This window comes from uncultured Aquimarina sp. (assembly GCF_947492115.1).
In the GTDB taxonomy this organism is placed as follows: Bacteria; Bacteroidota; Bacteroidia; order Flavobacteriales; family Flavobacteriaceae; genus Aquimarina.
On sequence record NZ_CANLMM010000006.1, the window covers coordinates 255,615 to 281,818 of the forward strand.

The following is a 26,204-nucleotide window of genomic DNA, read 5'->3' on the forward strand; positions in this document are numbered from 1 at the left end:
TATAAGATCATAATTTCATCGCTATATACAATGAAGGTTGAATTTTAAATTCAGCCTTCATTGTATTTTATAATATTTATAAAGTTTCCAGACGTGACTGTAACCAACGTTTTTGTAAGCAATAAAAACATATGTATTAAGATATTCATAAACGCTCACCTTTTACCAAAAAACTAGATTGGATAGAAGCTTCTTTGAGATGCAGAAACTCTTTTCTGCGTTTGTCATTGGCAAAACTAATAAAATCCTCGTCAGAAGGGAATGATAAAAAATGAATCTCGTATGGTAATTCTTCTTGATACGATATAAAAGTTTCTTTTGTAGGTCGGATTCTATAAATAAGTTTCCCATTATATTCAATCAATAAAGGAATTGCCATATCTTCAAACTCATGGAAAATACTTTCTTTCCCTTCTTTTACAAAAATTAACATGGTTAAATAGATCATGTTTAGATATAATTAAAAAACATTTATTTAAAAACTACCTCGAAACTAATAAACACATTTATTTAAGCTTAAAAAACCTATGTTCATCATATAATTTTCCATTTTTAAAAATGGCATTTTGAAATATACCTTCTTTCTGAAATCCATTCTTTTCTAGTACTTTCATAGAAGCTTTATTGTAATCAAAAATAGCTGCATAGATCCTTTGTACGTCTAAATCATTAAATCCATATTCGGTTATTAATCGTACTGCTCTAGTGGCAATTTCATTTCCCCAAAAGGGTTCTCCTATCCAATATCCAATTTCTGCTGATTTACGATATACATCTTGTTGTAGAATCACTCCTATGACGCCACAAAGTTTTCCTTGATAGACAATCCCAAAATTCTGTTTAGGATTTTCTTCTAGTGTTTGATTGATAAAATATTCAGCATCGTTTTCATCATACGGAAAAGGTATATAATCTCGTAAATTATCCCATATCTTCTTGTTATTAGCAAGCTTAGCTAATACAGATTTATCGGATATTCCCAAAGGTCTTAGCACAACATCTTGATCCATTCCTAAATGTTTTTAGAGCATGTTGATCAAAAATACGAATTACTATGATTTAAAAAATCAATCTACACCGACTTATAGATATGAAGATAACAATATGATTGGCATATGATTATTAATCTCCAATAGATTCAGAATATTGCAAGAACATATTACAACCTGCTACCGACCAAGCGTAGGTTTCTGCCAGTTCTCTTTCCTTACTATTTTCTGCAGCAGTTCCTTCTGCTACGCACACCTTACGAATTCGATCAATTGCTTTTACCATCAGCGTATATAATCGGTTATCTGATCTGGTAATTACTGGAGATTGGTTAGCGATTTCCAAATCATTTTTTATCGAAGCAATTTCACTACTTACCCCTACTTTCATTACTTGCATCATGGATACAAATCGAATTAATTCTGATAAAAATTTACTTGGCTTACAAAAGTATCCAGATCGAGCAGGATTGGGAATGGAATCTGCACTACTTTCACTTACAATTTGTGTAACCATCATAGAAAATGCGGTCGACATATTGAGTATTCTTTATAATTACTTTAATGGGGTGTTTTCCATCGCTAAAAATACAGATCCTTGTTTTTTTTAAAAATAGGGGAATATACCCGTTTTTCTATATTTTGCAATGATAGGGAATATTCCCATATTTTAATTATAAATAGCTCAATAATTCTAGAAAAAATCACCAACAAAAGATAACCCATTGGTGCTCTACGATATACGGAACAGAAAAAGACAAAAATTATAAATTCTCTGGGTTTACCGCTAGATTTTTAAACAATTTAGCTTTAGTACTAAAGTATTTATTTTGCAATTTGTTTCGTTTTAACTCAGCATCTATTAATTTACTTTCTCTGGAATTTATTAAAAAAACTGAGCTTTCGCCAAAACTAAACTTGCGCTCTTCCGCTCTTAAAAGCGTGGTATAATCATTTACGATATCAGCAATAAGTTGATTTTGCGTGGTAAAGGAATCCAATTCATTGGTAATTGCATTAACTTTATTTTCAATTTGTAATTGTACGCTAGCCAACTCATATTGACTATCCTGAATTTTGTACTTCGCTAACTTTACAGCTCCTCGTTCTTTGCGCAAAAACAAAGGAAACTCGAAAGTCACTCCTCCTTTATAGTCCGCATTATTAAACGAATTAGCAACTTCTGGTGACGGTGTTAAAAAATTGTATTCTAAATTGATTTTTGGTAACAATTTATTTGCTTTTAGTTTTCGATCCACTTCTAATCCTTCAATCTTATAATTTAAAGATCTTAGCTTAGGATGATTTTCTAAATCCACTTCAGAAATCATAGCTTGTTGTATTTGCAGTGTCTGATCGATTACCTCGTCTACATCATTATCAGGTATAACATTAGGCTGTAACTCTATAGGAATATTATTTCCGATCCATAAAAAATTAGAAAGCTCTAAGGATGATTTCATCAACTTCACTTTAGATTGTTCCAAGCTCAATTGGCGATTCTGCACCGTAATTTTGGCTTCTACCGTATCTATAATGGCTTTATCACCTGCTAATGCACTTTTCTTTATTCCTTCAAAACGAGTTTGCGCATTGATTAGGAAATTTTGATAGATTTCTTTTTCGTTATAAGCCTCCAACCAGTTAAAATAGGCCAAGGACGCATTATACAAAATCTCATTCACCAAAATATCTCTGTCCGCTTTAGTCTGATCTCTAAACAACCTCGCTTTTTTAAGGGCGGCCATACGCTCATTAATGAGCAATCCCTGAGCGATAGGTACTGAAATTCCTGCACTATACAGTCCTTCATCTGGTACTGTTCTTTCAGGATTTAGAAAGATTCCTTCATTCTGTTCGAAATTTGCTTTTAACTCAATCCCATACCACGTTGGCACTTTAAAAGTAGCATTTAGCAAATCATAATATTCCGAACCTTTAAAATCTTTACGATCGTAATCAACTTCGATCTTGGGATCAAAACCTCCTCTTGACTTTAACAAGTTTGCTTCACCTACACTAATTGTTAGTTCCGCTTGCTTCGCAATAGGATGATGTTTCTTTACAAATCCTAAGTACTCCTGGAAATTAAGAATTAAAGGATCTTGCTCTTGTGAAAACAATATTGCTGAGACAAAAAGAAAACTGAGTAACAAAAATTTGTTCATAGATTATTTTTTTGCTGTAGTGGCTACTTTATCTTCTGGCTGATAATAATTAGGAGGAAAACCATTTAATTGTCTCCAAAGCTCGAACCAAATAGGCACATCTTCTAATAAGGCAATGGTATTGGCTCCAGAACCTACTCGTATTCCATCAGGCCAAGCATGATCATTGGTGTCTGGTGATATTAAAACTCTATACTTTCCGTTAGGACTTATAAAGGTTTCTACGGCTACAATTTTTCCTCCGTAGGTACCGTAAGAAACATTGGGCCATCCACTAAATATAATAGCCGGCCAACCGTCGAATTGTATCCTAACTTCCTCTCCAAGATGAACTAAGGGTAAATCAATTGGCCTTACGAAAGTTTCTACGGCCAGATCATAATCCGAAGGCATAATCCCTACCAATCGATCTCCTTCTTTAAATGTTTCTCCGATTCCTGATTGAATGGCTTTATTAATATACCCGTTTTGAGGTGCTTTAATGTAATAAAGGCCATTTCTAATCTCATAATTGGTATACTCGTTCTCCAGTTTTGTCACCTGCGCTTCAGCATCAAACTGACTAGATTGTGCTGTAAAACGATCACTCTGAGATTTTGAAATCTTCTCAGCATACTCTGCCTGAATTCTGTTCATCTCGATCTGTGCATTAATCACATCATTCTTACTAGCCAGTAATTTGTTTTCCTGAGAAATTAATTTTGCCTGTGTCTCCTGAAGTTTTAGTCGTTTAGTTTCTACATCAGTAAGGGATTTTAAACCTTCATTCTCTAATTGTAGCGTACGGTTATATTGTCTCTCTGCAATACTAATATTCGTTTTAGCTGCTTCAAGATCTATACTATCACTCTTAACTTTTAATCTAGACTGTAGTAGTTTATTATTGGCCTGCTTTAATTTTAAAGCTCGTTCTTGTGTAAGCGCCGTTACCTGATTTCCTAGTGCCTTTACTTTTTCTTCATAAGAAGTAACAGCCATGGATTTCGCTTTGATCTGCTTTCCAGTTCTCTCTACCAGATTTGGATCAAAATACTCATTCTTAATTTCAGAAATTCGTAAAATAGTATCGCCCTTTTTTACAAAATCTCCTTCTTTTACATACCATTCTTCTATTCGACCTGGAATAGGTGACTGGATTGTTTGTGGCCTTTGATCTGGCGTTAATGTGGTAACATAGCCAGTTCCCGAAATATTCTGCGTCCAAGGAAAAAATAAAATTATAAATACTATAATCGTAAAAGCTAATAAGAATCTATTAAAGTACTTATAATGGTCTTTACCAAATACTTTCTGTGATGCTTTATACCCTAAAATATCAACAGTTTTATTCAATTTTTTATTTGAAATATTTAACATGACTCTTTTACTTTTCACTAATTATTTTACCATTATCCACTGTAATCACTCTACCACATCTTGAGATCCATTTCGTATTCTCACTTACAACCACTAGTGCCCAAGGATTTTCAGGATCTACCAGAAAGTCCATAATTCTGGTTGCTTCGGCTTCATTAAACTGATCTAAAGGATCTTTCAGTATTAATAATTTTGGTTTCGTAACGATCCCACGAGCTAATACTATTTTCTTAGCTACCGTAAACGGTATTTGTTTACCCTCTGGATATAACATAGTTAATAATCCTTTAGGCTGTTCTTTTACAAATTGTAGCAAACCTACTTTTTCCAAAGCCCAGTATACTTGCTCGCTAGAGATATTTGGATCTCCAAAAGTGATATTTTCTAAAATGGTTCCTTCAAAAGGAGATTCCTCAATCAAAGATTGCCCTATATATCCACGATAGTAGTTGAGATTCACTCCTTTTAGCGAAATATTATTGATATAGATACTTCCATTATCTGGTTCTATTAATCCGGCAATCAATCGCAAAAGTGTTGATTTACCTGAACCATTAGGTCCTTGAATTAGAATGGTGCAACTCTCTGTAATTTTTAATGAAATATCATCGATAATTTTTTTATCTCGATCTGGGACTGCATAAGAAACATGGTCTAACTCGATCTCAAATCCTTCATCATCTTTAAAAGGTTTTTCGCCTTCTTGAGGTTCTAATTCTTTGTCCACAACTTGACCTATCTTTTCTAAAGAAGTTAAAACATCATAAAAAGATTCTAATCCTACGATCAACTTTTCAACGGAACTTATCACTAAAATGATAATGATTTCCGCTGCAACGAATTGTCCGATATTCATTTGCTGATTTAATACCAGTACTCCACCAATAAGCAGCAGACCAGCTGTTACCAATACTTTAAAACCTATCATCTGAATAAATTGGAGTACTAAAATTCGGAAATGACTCTCTCGAGAATCCAAATAATCCGCCACCAGATTATCATTCTTACTAAGTGCTAAACTTGTTCTTCCTGACAATTTGAAACTTACTATAGACCTAGCAACTTCTTGTATCCAATGTGCTACTTTGTATTTACTTTTGGATTCACTTAAACTTGTTTCCAATCCTTTTGTAGCAGTATACTTAAATACAATGTAAATTAGCACCAATAGTAGTAATCCGTATATAATAAAAAACGGATGATAAAAGGATAGTAATAAAAGCCCAAATACAATCTGTACCAATGCAGTTGGGAAATCAACCAAAATTTTAGATAATCCTTTTTGTATGGTTAGCGTATCAAAAAATCTATTTGCTAATTCGGGCGGATAGTAATTTCGTAACTCACTCATTTTTATTTTTGGAAATCTATACGTAAACTCAAATGAGGCTCTTGTAAAGATTTTTTGCTGCACATTTTCTATAATACGTATTTGCATAAACTGCAGTATTCCCACAAACAGCACACCAGCTGTTACCAAAATTACAAGAATCACCCAAGATGTACTCACCTGAGCTCCTTGCAACAAATTGATAATCGCCTGAATACCCAAAGGAAGCGATAAACTTACCAATCCAGCAAAAATTGCATAATAAAAAATCTGTAGAATATCTCTTTTGTCCAGCTTTAATAACCCCATAAGACGTTGCCAAGCGGTAAGAATATTTTTAGCCATTAGTTGTGTGATTTAATGAATTAAATACTAAGTCGATAAAATAGGTTGTAGGGGTGATTTGGTCATCACAATCTGTTAATGACGAAAAATGATCTCTTAAAAAATGCTGATGTAAAGCACCTTCAGCTACAGTACTCGCTAAACTTGTAGGGTAACGATAGGTATTATCCACCTCTATGATCATATCTTTAATACGATTAATTAGTCTTTTATAAATAGAGAAATATCCTTCTTTATTTTCATTATCGACTTCTTTCGTCAGATACGATTTTGAATATTCGTTAATAACAATTTTATTAAGCAGTACTTCATTGATATGCGAAAATGCAGAATCCTCTTTAGTAGCTCTTGTAATAATTTCAATTGCTTTGGTTAGTTTTTCTTTGGCGTCTGAAATACTGTTCGTAGTAAAGACCAACTGATATTCTAACCAACCCCAATACCACGAAGTAAGATACAATAAGAGTTTATGCTTGTTTTCGAAATATCTATAGATAGAGCTTTCATTAGAGCCAATCTTTGCTCCTAGTTTTTTGAAGGTAAAACTATCAAACCCTATATCATTTATTAAAAGAATGCTGAACTCCACAATCTTCTTACCTAAATCAGATGATTCTGGATCTTTTAAATATATATTATTGTTGATATTTACTTTTAAGTCTTGAAGTATGTATTTCATAAGTAAAACTATTTGACACAAAATTAATAGTATTACTATCATATTATAATATATTAACTATTATTTAACCATAGTTTATGTTTTAGTGTTAACCTAAATACCTGTAAATTTAGGCTATACATTTCTCAATTATTAACTCAATACGTATAAACATGAAAAAATTAATTTTCCTTGCATGTCTTTCTATAGGCATACTGCAAGCTCAAGACTCGAACAAACTAAATTCCGAAACCGTGACTGTGGGAGACGTTATTACCATTGGGGCACCTTCTGGAAACACTTATCAACACATTTTATTTCCAAAAACTAACTTTATCATAAAAAGAGGAGGAAACCCAAATTACAAGAAAATCAAAGGATTACAGGTAACCGTAACCGAAAGAGCAGAAAAAAAATCGAAGACCGTTATTACTGTAAAAAGAAAAGACGGAAAGAAGTTTTTTAATAGTTTAAACACAGTAAATATAGATCTTGAAGAGGCTATAAAAACGAAAGAAATTTATTAAAAAGGAGTGCTAAAAATCCTTTATAATTCTCGATCTAATGATCAAAATTGTTAGTAATCTCAGCAAGTTTTTCTCTAATATCTTTATCATCAAGATATTGGAGTAAAACTTGTTTAAACAAATCATTTTTACCATATAAAGCTGCAGATTCTTGCATCATCTGCCCTTCTTTTAGCATATCCCCTTCTCCAGTAATCAGCCAAACTGGATTAATTTCTGTATACAATTGTATAATTTTTTCTATAAAATCACCACCAATATTACTATCTGCGGATTGTAATCTGTGCAAATAACCCGCACTTGCCCCTATAGAAAGGCTAAAACTTCTTAAACTAACGCCTAGATGTGCTGCAAATAGGATAACTCTATCTAAAATTTTATCTTTTTTATCCAAAATATTGACTATTATTTGTGTATATCCAATATTTTATATAATATTGTATACCAAAACGATAACATTATATTCACAAAGATACTTATACCAAAAACATTAGCCAACTTATTTATGATCACACCAGAGGAGCGTGCTGCAATTCTAAAGGTTATTGGAAGTAAGCACGTAAAAAAAATACAAGCATATTTAAATCAAAACAAAATCTATAATCCGAATAAAAAAGAATATTCAAAAACTAGTATATCCTATATTCTCTCTGGCGAACGAGAAAATGAAGTTGTTGAGAATGCCATTTTTGCATTTGCACATCAAAAAATGATCGAAAAAGAAAAACAACAAGAACTAAGAGATTTAATCGTATCCAAACAAAAAATGTAACCCAAAACCATCATTCTTGTCCATATACCTTGTAATTTTGTTCTTTTTAAGTAAATCAGGGTATTTTTGGACAAGAGTTTTATTAATGATATAAAAAGTCGCGAGGATATTGAATATATCCTTTGGGAGTTTTATCGGCGAGCTATTAAAAACCACAAAATTGGTGTTTTCTTCACAGAAATTGCTCAAATCAATCTAGAAGATCACATACCCCATATCACTGATTTCTGGGAACAGCAGTTATTCTATACTGGAAGTTATAAAAAAAACGTCTTACAAATTCATCAAAACTTAAACTCAAAAAAGACAATGCAAAAAATTGATTTTGATACGTGGATGGATTTATTTACAAGTGTTATAGATCAAAGCTTTAAAGGCGAAAAAGCCAATCTTATGAAAACAAGAGCGCTATCAATTGCTACAGTGATTCAATTAAAAATCAATTGATTCGTAACAAAATTTACTACAAACAACATCTGGATCTTGCTAAATGTCTATTTTTACATCCAATAGTAAGATTATAATCAGCAAGTAGATGTACGAAGGAACTTTTCCTCACAAGAGATACAAAGAAACACTAGAATTCTTAAGAACGCATGTAACTGCTCCTGCTACGATACTGGATCTGGGAGTTCCCAATCCGTTTGTAGAATTCATGGAAAAAGAGGGTTATACAGTAAGCAATACATCTGGAGAAGATCTTGATATAGAAACAAAAGCAGTAATGACCAGCGAAGCCGAAGTGGTCACTGCTTTCGAAATTTTCGAACACCTCATCGCTCCTTTCAATGTTTTAAGAGGTATTAAAGCCAACAAATTAGTTGCTTCCATACCATTAAAACTCTGGTTTTCTCCAGCCTATAGAAGTAAAACAGATCCTTGGGATCGACATTATCATGAGTTTGAAGATTGGCAATTCGATTGGTTACTAGAAAAAGCTGGTTGGGAGATAAAAGCCAAAAAGAAATGGACACATCCAATTAAAAAAATTGGTTTTAGACCTTTACTAAGGTATTTTACACCACGATATTATATTGTATACGCAGAACGGAAATAGATTTTATCAATTCGGATACTTTTGAACATCTATATTGTCATACCAGCACATAACGAAGAACTTTTGATTGGTCAAACCTTAACATCGTTAGTAAACCAAACAGTTCTTCCAAAAAAGATAGTCGTAGTAGACGACAATTCTACCGATGGCACCTATGCTAAAGTTCAAAAATTTATAGATAAACACCCTTATATTTCTTTAGTAAATACGAACTCTTCTACAGATCATATGCCAGGAAGCAAAGTCATCAATGCTTTTTATCAGGGTTTTAAAACTTTAGACAGTAACTACGATATCATCTCTAAATTTGATGCTGATCTTATTTTTCCTAAAAATTATTTGGAAACTCTTATTGCTAATTTTAAAAACAATCCCAAAACAGGGATGTTCGGAGGTTTTTGTTATATCCAAAAAAACGATGCATGGGTTTTGGAAAACTTAACTAACAAGGATCATATCCGAGGTGCGTTAAAATCATATCGAAAAGCTTGTTTTGATGCTATTGGAGGATTAAAACCCGCAATGGGTTGGGATACTATAGATGAGCTACTAGCACAGTACCATAATTGGGAAATAAAGACCGACACATCTTTACATGTAAAGCACTTAAAACCTACAGGTAACACTTATAATCCAAAGGCCAAATACAAACAAGGTGAAGCTTTTTACAGAATGCGCTATGGCTTTATCATTACATTAATTGCTTCTATAAAATTGGCTTTATTAAAAAAGAAACCAAAACTAATTATTGATTATATCAGAGGTTTTTTAAATGCAAAAAATGCACAGCAACCATTTCTGGTATCTGCTTCGGAAGGAACATTTATTCGAAAACTAAGATGGAAAAAAATGCTTAGTAAAATTTCAAAATCTACATAACTCCCCACTAGCCGATAGATCTTATTTTACTATTACTTAAACCATATGAAAGGTCTTAAGATGTAGTTCTGTTTTTTCATTTTTTTAAGTTAAAACATCATCTAACTTGGTAGTTATAAAAATTAAAACTAAATTGCCTTCACACACAATTTTAGGTATCCACTTCTATCGAAGCATTGAACAATTATAGTGTTTAGTGGGAAATGTTTAGTACGAATATTTCAAAAAAAACAAATGAAAAAAAGTGGATTCTACGGTTATTTAATGGCAATGCTTCTGGTTATCAATTCTTGTTCTGAAACGAACAAAACCAAAGCTTCTAATGACGACCAAACCGTAACCAATATTAAAGAATTTAATGCAACCATTGTAAGTGCAAAACCTGGAGATGAGATCGTTTTAAAAAATGGTATTTGGAAAGACGCCCAATTAGTTATCTCTGCCGAAGGAACAGAAGAAAAACCTATTATCATTAGCGCAGAAGAAAAAGGTAAGGTAATTTTTTCTGGTAATACTTCTATAAAAATAAGTGGACAACATTTAATTTTAAAAGGATTTGTTTTTACAGATGGTTTTACCAAAGAAGATGCTCTAATAAGTTTCAAAACAGATGATGGTAAATTGGCTAATCATTGCAGATTAACAGAAATTGCAATCGATCATTTTAATCCAGAAAATAGATTTGACAAATCTGAATGGATACATCTACATGGTCAGCATAATAGAGTGGATCATAGTTATTTTGGAGGAAAACTAAACGCAGGAGTTACCTTAGTTGTTCGATTAAACAATAAAAATAGTCTTGAGAATCACCACCAGATTGATCATAACTATTTTGGCTATAGACCTAATCTTGGGTCAAACGGAGGAGAAACGCTAAGAGTAGGTGTCTCTACATATTCCTTGAGTCCATCCAGAACGATCATAGAAAATAACTATTTCGAACAGTGTGATGGTGAAGTAGAAATTGTTTCTCTAAAATCTAGTGATAATATTGTTAGAAATAATGTGTTTTATGAGTCTGCGGGCGTATTAGCGCTTAGACACGGAAATAGAAATCTAATTGAAAATAATTTCTTTATCGGAAATAATAAACCGGGAACAGGTGGTGTTCGTGTTATCAATGCAGGACACACGATAAAAAATAATCATTTTCAAGAACTAAAGGGAAAACGTTTCTTTGGAGCTTTACCCATTATGAATGGAGTTCCTAACTCTTTAATAAATAGATACCATAAAGCAGAAAATACAGATATTGTAGGGAATAAATTTCTAAAGTGTGATCATATTCAGTTTGGAGTTGGAGCAGATAATGAGAGAACGGATCCTCCAATAGATATAAGATTTACAAATAACATCTTTTACCATCCCAATAGAAAACAGGTATTCGAGGCAATTTCTGAATATGGGACATTTACCTTTTCTGAAAATCAAGTAGTTTCTTCGGATAAAACATTTAACCATAAAGGTTTTCAAACAACGAATCTAGAGTTTACTAAAGATCCAGACGATGGCTTATTAAAAAGCACATCTTACCAACCTAAACTTCCTTTTACCAAAAAAGAAGTAGGTCCTACTTGGTATACTCCTCAAAAAAAATACTATCAGATAGTCAATAAAAATTCAAACGCTGTACAAGTATCAGGAAATGAAAATGATGTTTTGTTCCAAGCCATTAAAAGTGCTTCTTCTGGGGATACGATCCGTTTAAAACCAGGAACATATACATTTTCTAAACCGTTGATATTGGATAAGTCCATTGTTCTTATCAATTCTGACAGTAAAACGCCGACAGTATTTACCTACGACAAAAATGAATTTCAAAAACCTTTGATTATTATTGATAACGGCGGAAGTCTTTCTGTAGATGGTGTTATTTTCGATGGGGCTTCTGAAAATGGTATTGCACAATCTGCAATTACAACTTCTTCAAAACCAATGATTGCTCATTATAAACTAAAGGTAAACAACTGCGAATTCAAGAATTTCGATGCAAGTAGAAAAACAGCATTTAGAGCTCATAAAAATACGTATGCAGATACTATTGTTTTTAAGAATTCTATTTTTCATAATATTTCTGGTAATGCAATTAGTTTGGATGGCGAAAATGAAAATAGAGGTCGCTATAATGCGGAATATATCAAAATAGATAATTGTCATTTTAGTAAAGTAATGGGTAATGCAATATCCTTATTACGAATGGGTAATGATGAGAGTACAACTGGTCCTTTTTTGGAATTAAAAAACTCAACTTTTGTAAATGTTAACAACAAGGATCTAGGAAGCGTGGTACTGTTATGGGGCGTTCAAAAACTGAATATGGATAATTTGGTTTTTGTCGATTCAGGAAAAGGAGGGCGCGCAATAAAATATGAAGATCCAGGATGGGCTATTAGCACAATAGACCATATTAGCTTAATTAATTCTGGACGTATAGAATCTTTTGGAGATCGAACAGGACCTAACATCCAAAGAATAAACACCAACGACCCATTAACTTTTACACCAAAATATAAAGGATATACAGCATTGGATTAAGGCTTCATTTTTTGAATTCTTTTATTCACTAAAACTTTTACCAAGTGTAAAACTTGTTAATCAAATCACAAAAGTAGACAAGTCTGTCTGCTTTTGTGATTTTTTTATATATTTGTACCATGAGACACTCAAAAGTTAGGGATCATATCGTAACAACTGCTTCTAATTTATTCTATAGTAAAGGATATAATCTTACTGGAATCAATGAGATTATAAAAGAAGCTGGCATTGCCAAAGCTACGTTGTATAATCACTTCCCTTCTAAAGAGGATATATGTATCGCATACTTGCAATCCAAAAATGTCACTTTTACAAAAGATATCAATGCATTTGTAAATCAGGCAGCTCCAGGTAAAGATCGTATCTACGCACTATTTGAATTTTTAAAGTTGTTTTTTGACCAAAAAGACTTTAATGGATGTTGGTGTCTAAATACCTATACGGAAATGCCAAAAGAAAATGAAACTGTACGAGAAGAGATTCAGCAACAAAAGAATGATTTTATAGACTTCATTAAAGAATTGATTGCAGAAAATCATAGTCAAGAATCTGATAATGAAAATATGATATTAGCCAGAAAGGTTTATTTACTATATGAAGGAGCCATTTCAGAAAGTAAACTACATCAAAACACTTGGCCTATTGAAGCTTCGTTATCGCTATGTAAAAAAATTCTAGAATAAAAAAATTTGAATACACAAAGACAGACTTGTCTGTCTAATTATTAATTAAACTAAATATAATACAATGACACAATTTAAAGACAAAGTAGCACTAGTAATTGGTGGAACAAGTGGAATCGGAAAAGCAACAGTAGAATCATTAATCAATGGTGGCGCTGCAGTGCATGTAGTAGGAAGAAATACTTCTAAGATTGCGGATGGGGAAAATATCATTAAGCATCAGGTAGATATCACGAACAAGAGTAATGTAGAACAATTACGTACTGCTATTGGTAATTTAGATCGTTTGGATTATTTAGTAAATGCTTCCGGTATTTTTGGACCAAAAGCATTTTTAGATCATACGGTAGAGGATTACGATTCATATCAAGATTTAAACAGAGGATTCTTTTTTATCACGCAATCCGCTGCTCAAAAAATGAAAGAAAATAATACCGGATCTATCGTAAATGTAGGTTCTATGTGGGCAAAACAAGCCGTAAAAGCTACACCTTCTTCTGCCTACTCAATGCAAAAAGCAGGATTACATTCTTTAACACAGCATCTGGCCATGGAACTTGCGGATCATGGTATCCGAGTAAATGCAGTATCTCCTGCAGTGGTAGAAACTCCAGTTTATAATGGTGTTTTTGGAGGTGCTGACGAAGCTAAAAAAGCACTAGTAGGATTTAACAACTTTCATCCGATTGGAAGAAATGGTACTGCACAGGATGTAGCTAATAGCATCACTTTCCTTTTATCAGATCAAGCATCTTGGGTAACAGGAGCTATTTGGGATACTGATGGAGGTGTAATCGCAGGAAGAAACTAAACCTCTAAAAAGATAGCTATGTATGATATGAACCACCTAAAAAAATTAGGTACATTAGGGAAGAATGCATCAGAAGCTATGAAAGCTTTTCAGGCTTTTGACAGCATTGCATTACAAGAAGGAGCAATTCCAATGAAATATAAAGAACTCATGGCAGTTGCTGTAGCGCTTACTACACAATGCCCATATTGTTTAGAAATTCATAAAAAGAATGCTATTAAGGCAGGTGCCACGCAGGAAGAATTGGCGGAAGCGACTTTTATTTCTGCTGCATTACGAGCAGGAGCCGCAGTTGTTCACGGCACACATTTAATGGATAATTAAACTCATAATTAGATTTTAGTAGTAAAACTCCTATTTTTAGGAGTTTTACTCTTTTACTTTTACACCACAAAATGAAAACAGAAGTACTTATCATAGGTGCTGGACTCACCGGTTTATTATTAGCTTACAGGTTAAAAAACATTGGTGTTCCTGTTAAGGTTTTAGAAGCCAATCATAGAGTTGGAGGAAGAATACTAACTATAAACTCTGCAAAAAACACTCCAATAGAAATGGGTGCCACTTGGTTCGGAAACCACCATCAAAGACTACTACAATTATTAGAAGAATTGGAAATACCAATTTTTGAGCAATTTATGGAAGGAATTGCTCTTTTTGAACCGCTTTCTACAGCTCCTCCACAAAAAATTCAATTACCTACGAATCAACAACCCAGTTATAGAATTCAGCATGGAACTAGCACTATTATTCATAAACTCTCATCTTTTCTGGACAACACAGAATTACTTGTTAACGAGAAAGTAACGAAGATCGAATATGAGCATAATAAGTTCTCTATAAAAACAGAACGCAACACCTATTTCTGCGATAAAGTTGTCTCTACACTCCCGCCAAGGCTTCTAGCAAATTCAATTGAAATATATCCACCATTACCGCCAGAACTAACTACGATCGTAAACAAAACCCATACCTGGATGGGAGAATCTATTAAATTTGGCATCTCGTATACAAAGCCATTTTGGAAAGAAAAAAAGTATTCTGGTACTGTATTTAGTAATGTTGGCCCCATTACAGAATTATATGATCATTCTAATGTAGAAAATGATCGTTTTGCTTTAAAAGGATTCCTGCAAAACGGAATGTCGGAATATTCAAAAGAGGAAAGAATTTCTAGAGTATTTGATCAATTACAAAAATTATTCGGTGATGATGCACTAAATTACTTATCATACGAAGATATGGTATGGAAAAATGAGATCAATACATTTTTTCCTGCATCAGAATTTATTTTTCCGCATCAAAATAATGGCCATGCATGTTATCAGCAAGGATATTTAAATAACAATTTTTTCATCGGAGGAACAGAAACGTCTGCAATACATGGAGGATATATGGAAGGTGCAGTTCATAGTGCCGAATCTATTTACAAACAATTAACCTGAATTCCATACCTTTAGGAAATAAAACCCAAAGAATTTAATTTATATCAATTGAATAATTCTACAATGATTCCATCTCATCAGTAAAAACCATAAATATCCATAATAGATGAAAACTAAAATATTATATACTCTTATTACCATATTCTTACTAGCTTCTTGTTCAAAAGAAAAAACTACACCTACAGAATATGTCATTTTTTCAGGAAAAGTAGTTAATAAAAATGCAGATAAACTTTCGGTTCGAGGAAATGATTTCACTAAAAAAATTGACATCCAAGAGGACGGAACTTTTATGGACACCTTGGATATTACTAAAAATGGATACTATCGCTTTTCTATTGGTTCAGAATCATCTGAAATTTATCTAAAAAAAGGAGAAGACCTTACTTTATCTATTGATACAAAGGAATTTGATGAATCCATACAATACACAGGAAAAGCCGCTAATGTTAATAGTTATCTTGCTACCAAATATCTTGTAAAAGAAAAATTTGAAGAAACTGAAGGTCAAAGAGATACTTTAAACAATTCAAATCCCGTCGATTTTAAACAAAAAATTCTTTCTCATAAAAATGAGCTTTCTGGCTTACTTACTAATAGTAAAATAAATGATACCGCTTTTATTAGTGAGCAACAAAAATATAATCATTATGATTATTTATTTCACATCAATTTTTACCTGTATTATAATCCATCAACACTAAGCAAATCAGATTCAATAACTACTAATTCTTTAGAAAAAGAATTAAATAGTATTAATCTCACCAATGAAAGTGATTTTAAAACTTCAAATGCATACAGATTTCTAGTTTCTTCCAATTATGGTAGAGAAAAAAGAAAACAATCTTTTAAAGATAGTATTCCCTATTATGATGCTTTTATTGATGGTTTATCTGATGTTAAAAACGACTATATAAGAAATAGTCTTATGGATGAAATGACATGGTATATCTCAGCAGGAAATCCAGAGTCTGAAAAAATATACAAGGCTTTAATGGTAAAGTCAACTGACACAGCTTTTCAAAGAAGAATTACAGAAAGTTTTAATAAAATCAAGTTGCTAACAAAAGGAAATGACTCTCCTACTTTCGATTATGAAAACTACAACGGTGGTTCTACAAAACTTGCAGACTTAAAAGATCATTATGTATATATCGATGTATGGGCAACTTGGTGTAAACCCTGTATAGCAGAAATACCCTCCTTAAAAAAACTTGAAAAAGAATATGATGAGAAAATTAAGTTTGTTAGTATTTCTGTAGACAACAAACGAGATCATGATGCTTGGAAGACTATGATAAAAGAAAAAGAACTTTCAGGAATTCAACTATTTGCTGATAATAGTTGGAGTTCGAAGTTTATCAGAGACTATGATGTCCAAGGTATTCCAAGATTTATTCTTATTGACAAAGAAGGTAAAATTGTAAATGCGGATGCTCCAAGGCCGTCAGACCCTAGATTGGTTACGCTTTTTAAGGAATTAAAATTATGATAAAGACACTCACTCTATTCTAAAAAACAAACCCCTTATTATAAAGCATAATAAGGGGTTTCTTAGTAGTATTTTTTATTTTTCATCGAGCACGAATGATAATACATCACCAGTAGCTCCATTAGGAAATGTAATTCCTAACAAAGCGGAAATGGTGGGTGCTATATCTGGAATAGTCGTTTTTTGCGTAGTGCTTCCTTGTTTAATTCCTTTTCCCATAAATAATAATGGTGCATGTGTATCATAGTTTAGACCACTTCCATGGGTAGAACCTGTTCTAGAATAGGCGATCGTAGAAGGATTCAACACATATACTACATCACCACTTCTTTTTTGGTTATATCCTTTTTGAATCAATGCAGCAATACCTTCGGTAAATGTTCCTGTTTGCAATTGCTCTCTAGTAAATACCTTATCAATCTGATTGTACTGTAATATATGATGCGCTACTGCTTTTTGTAATTCCTGTGCATCAATATTGTTTTTCTCTAACACATCATACGCAAAAAACACCTGATCATTAGCTACTTTCTCTATCAACCCTTTTACTTTAAAGGTTTTCTTGGTGAATTCCATAATACTGGTTGCTATTTCAACCATATCAAAATAACCAGAAGGTATATTTACTTTTTGTAGATATGAAGGTACATGCACAGCACCATGATCTGCAGTTAAGAAAACCGTGTAGTTTCCTTTTCCAACTTCAGCATCCAATGTTATAAAAAAGCGCTCTAAATCCTTATCTAATCGCAAGTACGTGTCTTGAATCTCCTTAGAATTTACTCCAAAATTATGCCCAACATAATCTGTGCTAGAAAAACTAAGCGTAAGTATATCGGTAATATCATCCGCTCCCAGTGACTCTCCATCCAATGCGGCGATTGCAAAATCTGTCGTTAGGCTATTTCCAAATGCAGATCCTTTGATAATATCATACCCCGCATTTTGATCTTTAAGTTGTGCTAAATCATAAGGAAACGTGGCTTTTTCTTTTCCTTTAAAGCCTCTTTCAAAATCATTTTCATCATCACCGCTTTCTTCATAAGTAGAAATATCGTACAAAGTATTCCATTCCTTTAAGTAAGATGCTGCGACATCCGAATTATTAAATTTTTCTACCCATTCTGGTAGGTCGTCTCTATAATATGTGCTCGTAATCCATTTTCCTTCATCCTTTCCTCTAAACCAATACGCACCATTTGCTGAATGACCAGCAGGTAAAATCGCTCCTCTATCTTTTATGGCAATACCAATACTTTTTCCTTTTAGTTGTGTATGCAACCTATTTTGATCGGCAAATGTGGTCGTTTTCATACGCCGAGGAGACATCCTTTCCATCTCACTATCCGAACCAACAGCTCTTACCAAAGAATCACTCGCGCAATACACCATCGCTTTTCCAAATTTATCATACCAATTATTGGAAATAATACCATGATTTTGCGGAGTAGTACCTGTAAAAACCGAAGCGTGTCCAGGACCTGTATACGTAGGGATATAGTTAAAATGATTATTCTTACAATTAAATCCTTCTTTCACCATTCTTTTAAAACCTCCTTCTCCAAAGCGATCATAAAATCGAGTTAAATAATCATATCGCATTTGATCTATAACAATACCAACGACCAATTTTGGACGTACAGAAATTGCTTGATCAGAATTAACAGCTACCACATTCGTTTCTTTTGTGTTGCATTGAATGGTGATAACTAACAAAATTATACCTAAAAAAATCTTCCTTATCATTTCTTGTTCTCGTTTGGATGACAAAAATACCATATCCACAAAAGTAAAACTTTAATAGAAGGTTAAATGCTGTCGATATTTTTTTTTCTATTTTAGCCCTTCTAACGAAGAGTTTATGTTTTATCTCGACGATATAGGTCGCTATTTTTTAATGTTAAGAGGTGTTTTTAGTCGAATGACTAAAGGATCTGTACTTAAAAATTTGATTTTCAAAGAAATTAATGACCTTATTCTTGGGTCTTTAGGAATTACAGTGTTTTTAGCATTCTTTATCGGAGCAGTAGTTGCGATTCAAACTGCACTAAATCTCACCAACCCTTTGATTCCGAAACAGCTCATTGGTTTTGCATCTAGACAATCGGTAATACTGGAATTTGCTCCTACTTTTTTATCGGTGATTATGGCGGGTAAAGTGGGTTCATATATCACTTCTAGTATTGGTACTATGAGAGTTACCGAACAAATTGACGCTTTGGAGGTAATGGGAATTAATTCTCTAAACTACTTAGTTTTCCCAAAGGTTATCGCGATGTTTATGTACCCATTTGTAATTGCCATTGCTATGTTTGTCGGGATATTCGGAGCTTATATAGCAGGTGTTTATGGAGGTTTTGTATCTGGTACCGAATTTTTAGCAGGACTTAGAGAAGAGTTCATTCCATATCATTTGGTATATGCTTTTATAAAAACAACCATTTTTGCTTTCTTATTGGCAACTATCCCTTCTTTTCATGGATATTATATGAAAGGTGGTGCCTTAGGTGTGGGTAAAGCCAGTACATCCGCATTCGTATGGACAACAGTAGTAATTATTATCGCTAATTATGTACTAACTCAATTATTATTAAGCTAATGATAGAAGTAAAAGACATACATAAAGGGTTTAATGGAGAAGAAATTTTAAAAGGAATTACTACTACCTTCGAACGAGGAAAAACCAATCTAATTATTGGTACTAGTGGAAGTGGTAAAACAGTTTTCTTAAAATGTATGCTTGGTTTGTTTACTCCAGAACAAGGGAGCATTTGTTATGATGGCGCAACTTATTCTGAGTTAAACGAGCAACAGCAAAGGGATCTGAGAGAGCAAATGGGAATGGTTTTTCAAGGAAGTGCATTGTTCGACTCTATGACAGTTGAAGAAAATGTGATGTTTCCTTTGATGATGTTTACAAAACAAAAAAAGGAAGAAATGCTGGTACGTGTAAACGAGGTATTAGCACGTGTAAATCTAGAAAATGCGAATAACAAACTTCCTTCGGAAATTAGTGGTGGTATGCAGAAACGTGTTGCGATTGCAAGAGCGATTGTAACAAGACCAAAATACTTATTTTGCGATGAGCCAAACTCTGGCCTGGACCCTAGAACAGCAATCGTTATTGACAACCTCATCAAGGAGATTACTGAAGAAAATGACATTACTACCATCATTAATACACATGATATGAATTCTGTTATGGAAATTGGAGAAAAGATTGTCTTCCTACGATATGGTCATTTAGAATGGGAAGGTGATAAAAGTCAAATTTTCCGAACGGATAACGAAGCCGTTACCGAGTTTGTATACTCTTCTAACCTATTCAAAAAAGTTAGAGACGCACAATTAAAAGGATTGTAACAACAACTCAAATAATAGTTATTCTCGTTTACTTTGCTAATGACAATTCTTTAAAGTGTCGATTTTAAAAACTAAAATTTACATTTTTAGGATTTTATGCAAATACATATGAGAAAGTATCAGCAACCCAATAAAAACTATATTTATTAACGAGATGAATATAGAATCTTTATGAGCGATATGTGCAACGATTGCAGTTATAAAGAATAATCCAATACCAGCATATCCCCATTCCTTTATCGGAAGCGGAACTTGTGGAATTATTAATATAACGATTGCTAATATCTTAAGGATCGCTAATTGTATTCTGAAAAAATCCGGGAATCCCAAATCTCTAACGCCATCAATAGTAGCTTTGCTAAACATATAAGAATATGAGCTCCACAATAAAAACAGAGCAATTAGCGAAGTAGATATCCAGTATATTAATTTCATCCGATTTTTAGATTTTCAGAAAACAAGCAATTATATCATTTCTTAATTCCTTTAAGCTTTAAATTATATTTTGGATACTCAAGTTCAATTTCGTCCCTACCTGATACATCCTCTAGATATTTTAAAACTCCTGTTTTGTCCGAAGTATTAAAATTAACTGAATCTTTAGGAATAAGAATTGTATTTAGCCATACCCAAGAATTCGAATAAATAACTAAAGCCTCATTTTCTTTTGCAATGCTCAATTCTATATTATAATCTTCTACATAATACTGACCAACGATTGAACTCTTTACTCCCTTTTCTTCATAACTATCTTTTAAAGGAGGGAAAAAATTATCTGTTTCATTAAAATCAGGAAAATCTGAATTCAAAACTATTGATTCTACTTGATCATGATTTGGAATTGGAATAGCATAGGTTCTATTATCATTTTTCCAGACAGAAAGATCTATAATTTTAGAGTAGCTTTTTTTTGAATTTTTATAGACTACCTCAATACTTATTGGTATTGGTTTGTATCCTACTTTCTCTACAATTAATTTTCCTTCCTCAAATGATTTGATTCCTAAATCAGGATATCCCATTTCAAAATACCAAGGTTTCCAGAAAAAACTTAAATCCTCTCCGCTAACATTTTCAAATGTATTAAAGAAATCATATGGTGTTGGTGACTTCTTTGCCCATCTCTTTACATAAGAATTAAAGCATTCGAAAAACTTTTCTTCTCCTAAATATTGATATAGCAAAGCGTAAGTAAGCGAAGGCAAACTATAGGCTTGATATCCGTAACTATCACCAGTGTATTGAGAAGACGTTACCGTTGGTAAATCTCCAATAGTACCTAAGGTACCTTGTGTCACTAATTTAAAACGAGAGTAAAAAGAATTAGATTTATCTTCATTGAAGAATTTATGAATCACTAAATTCTCCATAAAGTCCGCCCAACCTTCATCCATCCATGCGAATCGTCTCTCGTTTATTCTAACATACATCGGAAAATACATATGAAACAACTCATGAACAGTAACCGCACCCCAGAACCACCATTATTAGCCATCATCGGAAATTCCATACCACTTCCAGAATATCTAAGACCGATGAATGTTGAAAAAACAGGATAAGGATAAGGAATACCAGGAACATCTTCAGAAAAGTGCTTCATTGCCTTTTGCTGAATAGAAGTGAGTTTCTTGTGTTTTTCAACCTCATCTTTAGGAAACGCAGAATTAATTAGTATATCTTTCCCAGCAACATTTACCGAAGCTGCATGCCATAAATAATGATCACTCATCGCAAAAGCAAAGTCTGTAACTTCCTTTGCTGTAAAATTCCAAGTATTATATTTTAGTTTTAATCCTTCTAGATCTTTCTCATTAACAACCTCTATTACCTCTTTAGATTCTTTTGCTTTTAAAAATTTTTTGTAAATATTATTAGGCAATACCTTTTCACCATTCTCTAACGTACCAGTAGCCCAAACTAGAAAATTATCTGGAACTGTAATATTTACATCAAAATTAGATAGGTTGTTATAAAATTCAGTATCTAAAGTATAATCTAGCCTATCCCAACCAAAAATATCATCATAAACGGATACTTGTGGATACCAATATCCTACAAAAAAAGAAGTATCATCTTTTGCTCCTGTTCTATCAAGAGTTAACGTCACTTTTTGTTGCCATTCAAATTCCAGCTTTAAATCTTGACCTGACTTTAAAGGTTCTCTTAGTCTAACAGTCAAATTGGTGCCATATCTTTTGATATTATCACTATTAGCAAGATCATAATCAACTCCATCAACGATAATCGTTTTCAGTTCTACACCTTCTCCTATATCTTTCGGGTTTACACGTGAATCTCTTTTATTTCCTTTTTTAAATACATCATAATATAAACGTATAACCATTTCAGATAATTCATCAGGGCTATTATTGGTAAAATTCACAATTTCATTCCCTTCCACTATTCTTGTCTCTGGAAATACCCTTACGTTTATTTTATAATCAACAGAATTTTGCCAATATTTTTTTCCGGGTTTACCATCAACAGATCTCGTCTGATTTTTATAAGCTTTTTGTATTTCCCTCGGTATATGTAAATTACTTTGAGAATAGACTATTGAAATCGTACATAAAGTAAGTAAGACACTTATTATTTTAGGTCTAATCATTTTGAAAGCTTAAACTTATTATTTCTAAAATCGACAATATTACCTCACCAATAAAGTATCTGCCTTTAGTTCTGCAGTAATCCATTCTCGTAAATCCTTATTTCTAACCGTATTCAAGCTATCAGAAACCTGAAATTTCCATTGCGGGAAGATAACTTTTACGGTATCTACTTTTAAGAAATTAGATTGTAGCACTTCTCCATATCCTAACTCAGAAAGATCTGGAAAACGAATTTTAGCATCTTTTGCGATATTATTATAAGGAAGTACATCTACGGGAACTACTTTTTGCGCCTCTGTTAATTGCGTTTCAAGCAATGCTAGACGAATTTTCAGATCTTCTACTTTGTCCAACAAGGCTTCATTCTCTGTTTCTAATCGATTCAATTCTACAATGTATCGATCATTCGCTTTTGATATTTGTTCAATTCCTCGTGCTTTATTACCGCTGATTTTCAGTGTAAAGTCACTGATATGTTCATACTTTTCAAGTTCATTTTGCAAATCACTAACGGTTGCATCTGCAATCTCTCCATCAAAATATAGCTTGATCGACTTATTATCAAAATCATAAAACTCTTTCCGCAAATACAAACTTTCATTTGCCTCTATTTCGTTAGCTAAGAACCCTTTATAATCACGATCTGCATTTGTCTCGTTCAGAATATTGTAAAACGTCCAAATTGCCGGTATCACCATGATAATTGCTACTGCAGAGGCTATTCTAGCAGTAAGTTTTCTTTTAGCTGCATTGGCATAACGCAACATTGGAAAACGCAACAACTTTGCTACAATAAAAGTAGATAAGGCAATAAAAATTGCATTAATACTAAATAAATACAAGGCACCTAACGCATATCCTGCATTTAGCTCAGCAATCCCATATCCTACCGTACACAAAGGAGGCATTAATGCTGTAGCTATTGCTACTCCTGCAATAGCATTAGGCATAGTCCCTTTTTTAGATTTAGCCACAATTAGTGCTAAACCACCTGATATAGCTACAAATACGTCTAAAATAGTAGGAGCAGTTCGCGATTCTAACTCAGGCGTTAATTCTGTTAACGGAGATAAGGCAAAATATAACGTAGCAGTAAGTACACTAAGTCCGACCATTACTCCTAGATTCACGAAAGAACGCTTGAGTGTATCGATATCATTAATTGCAATTGACAATCCTACTCCAACAATTGGACCCATTAATGGAGATATTAACATGGCTCCGATAACGACTGCTGTTGAACTAACATTTAAACCAATAGAAGCCACAAATACTGAAAATATCAAAATCCAAGCTGTATGCCCCTTAAAAGGTATATCCTTTTTTACATCTTCTATGGTTTGATCCCGATCAGTATCAGATCTTATATCCAATAAGCCAGAAAGAAATAGCTTCATACTTTCAAAAAGTCCTTTGGCATCTCTTTTTACAGATTCTTTGTATCCTTCGTGATCTGAATTAATAGGCTGATTTGTGTTTTCTTCCATTCGTATTATCCGTATTTTTCCCCGTAGGTCTCTTTAACTTTTTTCAGTACTTGTTTTATGTCTTGCTCTTTCATTTTAGGATAAATTAATAGTACTTCTTTTTTATCCACAATAATATAATCATTTAGACCATCAACAACAACTATTTTGTCATCCGACGTTCGAATCATATTCCCCGATGCATCTTCCGAAAGTACCCTAGCATTAACGATCGCATCATTACTTTCTGTTTTTTCTAATTTATCGTACAAAGAGCCCCAAGTTCCCAGATCATTCCAATCAAAAGTAGCGGGAAGCACATATACATTCTTAGCATTTTCTAAAATAGCATAGTCTATAGATATGTTTTCCGCAAGAGGGTAATTATTCGCTATAAAATCTTCTTCTTCATTGGTATTGTAAACATCCATTCCTTTTTCGAACAATGCTGTCATTTCTTTTTGAAATTCTTTAAAAGCACTCAAAATACTATTGGCACTCCAAATAAAGATTCCTGCATTCCATAAATAATTTCCTTGACTCAAAAACTGTTTTGCAGTTTCATAATCCGGTTTTTCGGTAAATTGAGCTACTTTTTTAATAGGCTTAGCCTCTTCCTGGTACTGTATGTATCCGTATCCAGTGTTTGGAAAAGCAGGTTGAATACCCAATGTCATTAAAATATTTTGAGCGCTACAAGCTTCAAAACACTGCTCTAAATTATTGGTAAATGCTGTTTCATCTTCAATCCAATGATCACTCGGCGCCACCACCATAACAGCATCAGAGTTTTCTTTATGAATCTTTAAAGCTGCATATAAAATACAAGGAGCTGTATTTCTCATTGCCGGCTCAGTGACTACTTGTCTTTGTGTCACCTTTGGAAGTTGACTTAATACCAGATCATTATAACGTTCATTTGTAAGAATAAAAATATTCTCTGTTGGAATAATTCTCTCCAAACGTTTAAATGTTCTTTGAATCAATGTTTCGCCTGTTCCTAACATATCATGGAACTGTTTCGGAAACTCTGCGGTGCTTACAGGCCAAAATCTAGACCCCACGCCACCTGCCATTAGGATGGCATAATAGTTTTTTTTCATAAGTTAGTTTAATAATTCGACCTCAGCATTGGGGTTAAATAGGTACGTCCTACCTGTGCTAATTTCGACGCATTCATAACGTTTTATTCGTTTATTCCCTCTTTGAAAAATTTTCCCATTATACAATCTGAATTTTCCTCCCAACGGTATTTCAAAGATATAATTTTTATCATTCTCTGGATCAAATTGTTTTAACGCAAGCGCTAATTTTGTATCGGTATCACTACTTGCTCTTGGATTTTTAAAATGATTTGCAATAACAGGTAATAATTTTGATGGAAAAATATCTGGATTAATATACGGAAGCATTAATTGTTGAAAAGTACGTTTCCACTCAATACCATGAGGTTTTATATAACGCCCGTATTTCTCAAAAGCTACTAAATGAGCTATTTCGTGAATTAAAGTGATCAAAAAACGATATGAATTAAGAGAAGCATTTACGGTAATCTGATGCCTTCCATCAGGAGTTTTTCTATAATCACCATGCCTTGTAACTCGTTCATTAACAATTTTAAGATGCACATTGCATTTTACGATAAGGTCAAATGCTGGGTCTAATGCTCTTTCCGGAATGTATCTTGCTAAGATTTCCTTCATTTTCGCAAAATAC

General features: G+C 33.1%; 28 protein-coding genes. 13 read left to right on the top strand and 15 right to left on the bottom strand.

Going from position 1 to position 26,204, the window contains the following annotated elements:
• Positions 1 to 145: 145 nt before the first annotated feature.
• From Q1A73_RS18610 to Q1A73_RS18640, 7 genes are all read right to left on the bottom strand, one after another.
• On the bottom strand, positions 146 to 448 hold the full coding sequence (locus Q1A73_RS18610) for a hypothetical protein (RefSeq protein WP_299608563.1): 303 nt from the start codon (positions 446 to 448) through the stop codon (positions 146 to 148).
• 58 nt (positions 449 to 506) lie between these two features.
• Complete coding sequence (locus Q1A73_RS18615) at positions 507 to 1,010, bottom strand: GNAT family protein (protein ID WP_299608565.1); 504 nt, start codon at positions 1,008 to 1,010, stop codon at positions 507 to 509.
• A gap of 112 nt (positions 1,011 to 1,122) precedes the next feature.
• Positions 1,123 to 1,527: a hypothetical protein gene (locus tag Q1A73_RS18620; protein WP_299608567.1), complete on the bottom strand. Its 405-nt coding sequence runs from the start codon at positions 1,525 to 1,527 to the stop codon at positions 1,123 to 1,125.
• A 226-nt stretch (positions 1,528 to 1,753) separates the two neighbouring features.
• Positions 1,754 to 3,157: a TolC family protein gene (locus Q1A73_RS18625; RefSeq protein ID WP_299608568.1), complete on the bottom strand. Its 1,404-nt coding sequence runs from the start codon at positions 3,155 to 3,157 to the stop codon at positions 1,754 to 1,756.
• 3 nt (positions 3,158 to 3,160) lie between these two features.
• Positions 3,161 to 4,513, bottom strand: coding sequence for a biotin/lipoyl-binding protein (locus Q1A73_RS18630; protein ID WP_299608570.1), 1,353 nt, complete (start codon positions 4,511 to 4,513; stop codon positions 3,161 to 3,163).
• Positions 4,514 to 4,520: 7 nt separating this feature from the next.
• A complete protein-coding gene (locus Q1A73_RS18635; RefSeq protein ID WP_299608573.1) occupies positions 4,521 to 6,188 on the bottom strand; it encodes an ATP-binding cassette domain-containing protein in 1,668 nt (555 codons plus the stop codon).
• Positions 6,181 to 6,867 carry a TetR/AcrR family transcriptional regulator gene (locus Q1A73_RS18640; RefSeq protein ID WP_299608576.1) on the bottom strand — a complete coding sequence of 229 codons (687 nt, stop codon included), beginning with the start codon at positions 6,865 to 6,867 and terminating at the stop codon, positions 6,181 to 6,183. The genes Q1A73_RS18635 and Q1A73_RS18640 overlap by 8 nt, the downstream gene beginning before the upstream one ends.
• A 152-nt stretch (positions 6,868 to 7,019) precedes the next feature.
• Between Q1A73_RS18640 and Q1A73_RS18645 the strand changes: the two genes are divergently transcribed.
• On the top strand, positions 7,020 to 7,373 hold the full coding sequence (locus tag Q1A73_RS18645; RefSeq protein WP_299608579.1) for a hypothetical protein: 354 nt from the start codon (positions 7,020 to 7,022) through the stop codon (positions 7,371 to 7,373).
• 34 nt (positions 7,374 to 7,407) lie between these two features.
• Here Q1A73_RS18645 and Q1A73_RS18650 read toward each other — a convergent pair whose 3' ends face one another.
• A complete protein-coding gene (locus tag Q1A73_RS18650) occupies positions 7,408 to 7,767 on the bottom strand; it encodes a hypothetical protein (RefSeq protein ID WP_299608582.1) in 360 nt (119 codons plus the stop codon).
• 111 nt (positions 7,768 to 7,878) lie between these two features.
• Between Q1A73_RS18650 and Q1A73_RS18655 the strand changes: the two genes are divergently transcribed.
• From Q1A73_RS18655 to Q1A73_RS18700, 10 genes are all read left to right on the top strand, one after another.
• A complete protein-coding gene (locus Q1A73_RS18655; protein ID WP_299608585.1) occupies positions 7,879 to 8,145 on the top strand; it encodes a recombinase family protein in 267 nt (88 codons plus the stop codon).
• A gap of 66 nt (positions 8,146 to 8,211) precedes the next feature.
• Positions 8,212 to 8,592 (top strand): group III truncated hemoglobin, encoded by a 381-nt coding sequence (locus Q1A73_RS18660; protein ID WP_299608586.1) that lies wholly within the window; start codon positions 8,212 to 8,214, stop codon positions 8,590 to 8,592.
• Between the two features lie 88 nt (positions 8,593 to 8,680).
• Positions 8,681 to 9,202: a methyltransferase gene (locus Q1A73_RS18665; RefSeq protein WP_299608588.1), complete on the top strand. Its 522-nt coding sequence runs from the start codon at positions 8,681 to 8,683 to the stop codon at positions 9,200 to 9,202.
• A gap of 21 nt (positions 9,203 to 9,223) precedes the next feature.
• On the top strand, positions 9,224 to 10,081 hold the full coding sequence (locus tag Q1A73_RS18670) for a glycosyltransferase family 2 protein (protein ID WP_299608590.1): 858 nt from the start codon (positions 9,224 to 9,226) through the stop codon (positions 10,079 to 10,081).
• 234 nt (positions 10,082 to 10,315) lie between these two features.
• A complete protein-coding gene (locus tag Q1A73_RS18675; protein ID WP_299608594.1) occupies positions 10,316 to 12,619 on the top strand; it encodes a chondroitinase-B domain-containing protein in 2,304 nt (767 codons plus the stop codon).
• A gap of 119 nt (positions 12,620 to 12,738) precedes the next feature.
• A complete protein-coding gene (locus Q1A73_RS18680; protein WP_299608597.1) occupies positions 12,739 to 13,302 on the top strand; it encodes a TetR/AcrR family transcriptional regulator in 564 nt (187 codons plus the stop codon).
• Positions 13,303 to 13,366: 64 nt separating this feature from the next.
• Positions 13,367 to 14,113 (top strand): SDR family oxidoreductase, encoded by a 747-nt coding sequence (locus Q1A73_RS18685; protein ID WP_299608599.1) that lies wholly within the window; start codon positions 13,367 to 13,369, stop codon positions 14,111 to 14,113.
• An 18-nt stretch (positions 14,114 to 14,131) separates the two neighbouring features.
• Positions 14,132 to 14,437 (top strand): carboxymuconolactone decarboxylase family protein, encoded by a 306-nt coding sequence (locus Q1A73_RS18690; protein ID WP_299608601.1) that lies wholly within the window; start codon positions 14,132 to 14,134, stop codon positions 14,435 to 14,437.
• Positions 14,438 to 14,508: 71 nt separating this feature from the next.
• Entirely contained in the window at positions 14,509 to 15,558 is a 1,050-nt protein-coding gene (locus Q1A73_RS18695) for an NAD(P)/FAD-dependent oxidoreductase (protein ID WP_299608604.1), read from the top strand.
• A gap of 106 nt (positions 15,559 to 15,664) precedes the next feature.
• Positions 15,665 to 17,050: a TlpA disulfide reductase family protein gene (locus Q1A73_RS18700; protein ID WP_299608607.1), complete on the top strand. Its 1,386-nt coding sequence runs from the start codon at positions 15,665 to 15,667 to the stop codon at positions 17,048 to 17,050.
• Positions 17,051 to 17,125: 75 nt separating this feature from the next.
• Here Q1A73_RS18700 and pafA read toward each other — a convergent pair whose 3' ends face one another.
• Positions 17,126 to 18,796 carry an alkaline phosphatase PafA gene (gene pafA, locus Q1A73_RS18705; protein ID WP_299608609.1) on the bottom strand — a complete coding sequence of 557 codons (1,671 nt, stop codon included), beginning with the start codon at positions 18,794 to 18,796 and terminating at the stop codon, positions 17,126 to 17,128.
• A gap of 115 nt (positions 18,797 to 18,911) precedes the next feature.
• Between pafA and Q1A73_RS18710 the strand changes: the two genes are divergently transcribed.
• Positions 18,912 to 19,649 carry an ABC transporter permease gene (locus tag Q1A73_RS18710; RefSeq protein ID WP_299608611.1) on the top strand — a complete coding sequence of 246 codons (738 nt, stop codon included), beginning with the start codon at positions 18,912 to 18,914 and terminating at the stop codon, positions 19,647 to 19,649.
• The gene (locus tag Q1A73_RS18715; RefSeq protein ID WP_299608614.1) at positions 19,649 to 20,413 is read left to right on the top strand and encodes an ATP-binding cassette domain-containing protein; all 765 of its coding nucleotides are present in this window, start codon (positions 19,649 to 19,651) and stop codon (positions 20,411 to 20,413) included. Before Q1A73_RS18710 ends, Q1A73_RS18715 begins: the two co-directional genes overlap by 1 nt.
• Before the next feature lie 78 nt (positions 20,414 to 20,491).
• Here Q1A73_RS18715 and Q1A73_RS18720 read toward each other — a convergent pair whose 3' ends face one another.
• From Q1A73_RS18720 to Q1A73_RS18745, 6 genes are read right to left on the bottom strand one after another with little or no spacing between them, the layout of a single operon-like run.
• Positions 20,492 to 20,848: a DoxX family protein gene (locus Q1A73_RS18720; RefSeq protein ID WP_299608617.1), complete on the bottom strand. Its 357-nt coding sequence runs from the start codon at positions 20,846 to 20,848 to the stop codon at positions 20,492 to 20,494.
• A gap of 35 nt (positions 20,849 to 20,883) precedes the next feature.
• The gene (locus Q1A73_RS18725; protein WP_299608619.1) at positions 20,884 to 21,843 is read right to left on the bottom strand and encodes a M1 family aminopeptidase; all 960 of its coding nucleotides are present in this window, start codon (positions 21,841 to 21,843) and stop codon (positions 20,884 to 20,886) included.
• Complete coding sequence (locus Q1A73_RS18730) at positions 21,828 to 23,021, bottom strand: hypothetical protein (protein WP_299608622.1); 1,194 nt, start codon at positions 23,019 to 23,021, stop codon at positions 21,828 to 21,830. Before Q1A73_RS18730 ends, Q1A73_RS18725 begins: the two co-directional genes overlap by 16 nt.
• 39 nt (positions 23,022 to 23,060) lie before the next feature.
• Positions 23,061 to 24,509 (bottom strand): DUF389 domain-containing protein, encoded by a 1,449-nt coding sequence (locus Q1A73_RS18735; protein WP_299608624.1) that lies wholly within the window; start codon positions 24,507 to 24,509, stop codon positions 23,061 to 23,063.
• Between the two features lie 5 nt (positions 24,510 to 24,514).
• Complete coding sequence (locus tag Q1A73_RS18740) at positions 24,515 to 25,591, bottom strand: mannose-1-phosphate guanylyltransferase (RefSeq protein WP_299608626.1); 1,077 nt, start codon at positions 25,589 to 25,591, stop codon at positions 24,515 to 24,517.
• 3 nt (positions 25,592 to 25,594) lie between these two features.
• Positions 25,595 to 26,191: a SprT-like domain-containing protein gene (locus Q1A73_RS18745; protein ID WP_299608629.1), complete on the bottom strand. Its 597-nt coding sequence runs from the start codon at positions 26,189 to 26,191 to the stop codon at positions 25,595 to 25,597.
• Positions 26,192 to 26,204 lie beyond the last annotated feature (13 nt).

Bases quoted from the DNA above. Each gene is read 5' to 3' on its own strand.
- Q1A73_RS18610 (WP_299608563.1), bottom strand. From the start codon at position 448: ATGATCTATTTAACCATGTTAATTTTTGTAAAAGAAGGGAAAGAAAGT.
- Q1A73_RS18615 (WP_299608565.1), bottom strand. From the start codon at position 1,010: ATGGATCAAGATGTTGTGCTAAGACCTTTGGGAATATCCGATAAATCT.
- Q1A73_RS18620 (WP_299608567.1), bottom strand. From the start codon at position 1,527: ATGTCGACCGCATTTTCTATGATGGTTACACAAATTGTAAGTGAAAGT.
- Q1A73_RS18625 (WP_299608568.1), bottom strand. From the start codon at position 3,157: ATGAACAAATTTTTGTTACTCAGTTTTCTTTTTGTCTCAGCAATATTG.
- Q1A73_RS18630 (WP_299608570.1), bottom strand. From the start codon at position 4,513: ATGTTAAATATTTCAAATAAAAAATTGAATAAAACTGTTGATATTTTA.
- Q1A73_RS18635 (WP_299608573.1), bottom strand. From the start codon at position 6,188: ATGGCTAAAAATATTCTTACCGCTTGGCAACGTCTTATGGGGTTATTA.
- Q1A73_RS18640 (WP_299608576.1), bottom strand. From the start codon at position 6,867: ATGAAATACATACTTCAAGACTTAAAAGTAAATATCAACAATAATATA.
- Q1A73_RS18645 (WP_299608579.1), top strand. From the start codon at position 7,020: ATGAAAAAATTAATTTTCCTTGCATGTCTTTCTATAGGCATACTGCAA.
- Q1A73_RS18655 (WP_299608585.1), top strand. From the start codon at position 7,879: ATGATCACACCAGAGGAGCGTGCTGCAATTCTAAAGGTTATTGGAAGT.
- Q1A73_RS18665 (WP_299608588.1), top strand. From the start codon at position 8,681: ATGTACGAAGGAACTTTTCCTCACAAGAGATACAAAGAAACACTAGAA.
- Q1A73_RS18675 (WP_299608594.1), top strand. From the start codon at position 10,316: ATGAAAAAAAGTGGATTCTACGGTTATTTAATGGCAATGCTTCTGGTT.
- Q1A73_RS18680 (WP_299608597.1), top strand. From the start codon at position 12,739: ATGAGACACTCAAAAGTTAGGGATCATATCGTAACAACTGCTTCTAAT.
- Q1A73_RS18685 (WP_299608599.1), top strand. From the start codon at position 13,367: ATGACACAATTTAAAGACAAAGTAGCACTAGTAATTGGTGGAACAAGT.
- Q1A73_RS18690 (WP_299608601.1), top strand. From the start codon at position 14,132: ATGTATGATATGAACCACCTAAAAAAATTAGGTACATTAGGGAAGAAT.
- Q1A73_RS18695 (WP_299608604.1), top strand. From the start codon at position 14,509: ATGAAAACAGAAGTACTTATCATAGGTGCTGGACTCACCGGTTTATTA.
- Q1A73_RS18700 (WP_299608607.1), top strand. From the start codon at position 15,665: ATGAAAACTAAAATATTATATACTCTTATTACCATATTCTTACTAGCT.
- pafA (WP_299608609.1), bottom strand. From the start codon at position 18,796: ATGATAAGGAAGATTTTTTTAGGTATAATTTTGTTAGTTATCACCATT.
- Q1A73_RS18710 (WP_299608611.1), top strand. From the start codon at position 18,912: ATGTTTTATCTCGACGATATAGGTCGCTATTTTTTAATGTTAAGAGGT.
- Q1A73_RS18715 (WP_299608614.1), top strand. From the start codon at position 19,649: ATGATAGAAGTAAAAGACATACATAAAGGGTTTAATGGAGAAGAAATT.
- Q1A73_RS18720 (WP_299608617.1), bottom strand. From the start codon at position 20,848: ATGAAATTAATATACTGGATATCTACTTCGCTAATTGCTCTGTTTTTA.
- Q1A73_RS18725 (WP_299608619.1), bottom strand. From the start codon at position 21,843: ATGTATGTTAGAATAAACGAGAGACGATTCGCATGGATGGATGAAGGT.
- Q1A73_RS18730 (WP_299608622.1), bottom strand. From the start codon at position 23,021: ATGATTAGACCTAAAATAATAAGTGTCTTACTTACTTTATGTACGATT.
- Q1A73_RS18735 (WP_299608624.1), bottom strand. From the start codon at position 24,509: ATGGAAGAAAACACAAATCAGCCTATTAATTCAGATCACGAAGGATAC.
- Q1A73_RS18740 (WP_299608626.1), bottom strand. From the start codon at position 25,591: ATGAAAAAAAACTATTATGCCATCCTAATGGCAGGTGGCGTGGGGTCT.
- Q1A73_RS18745 (WP_299608629.1), bottom strand. From the start codon at position 26,191: ATGAAGGAAATCTTAGCAAGATACATTCCGGAAAGAGCATTAGACCCA.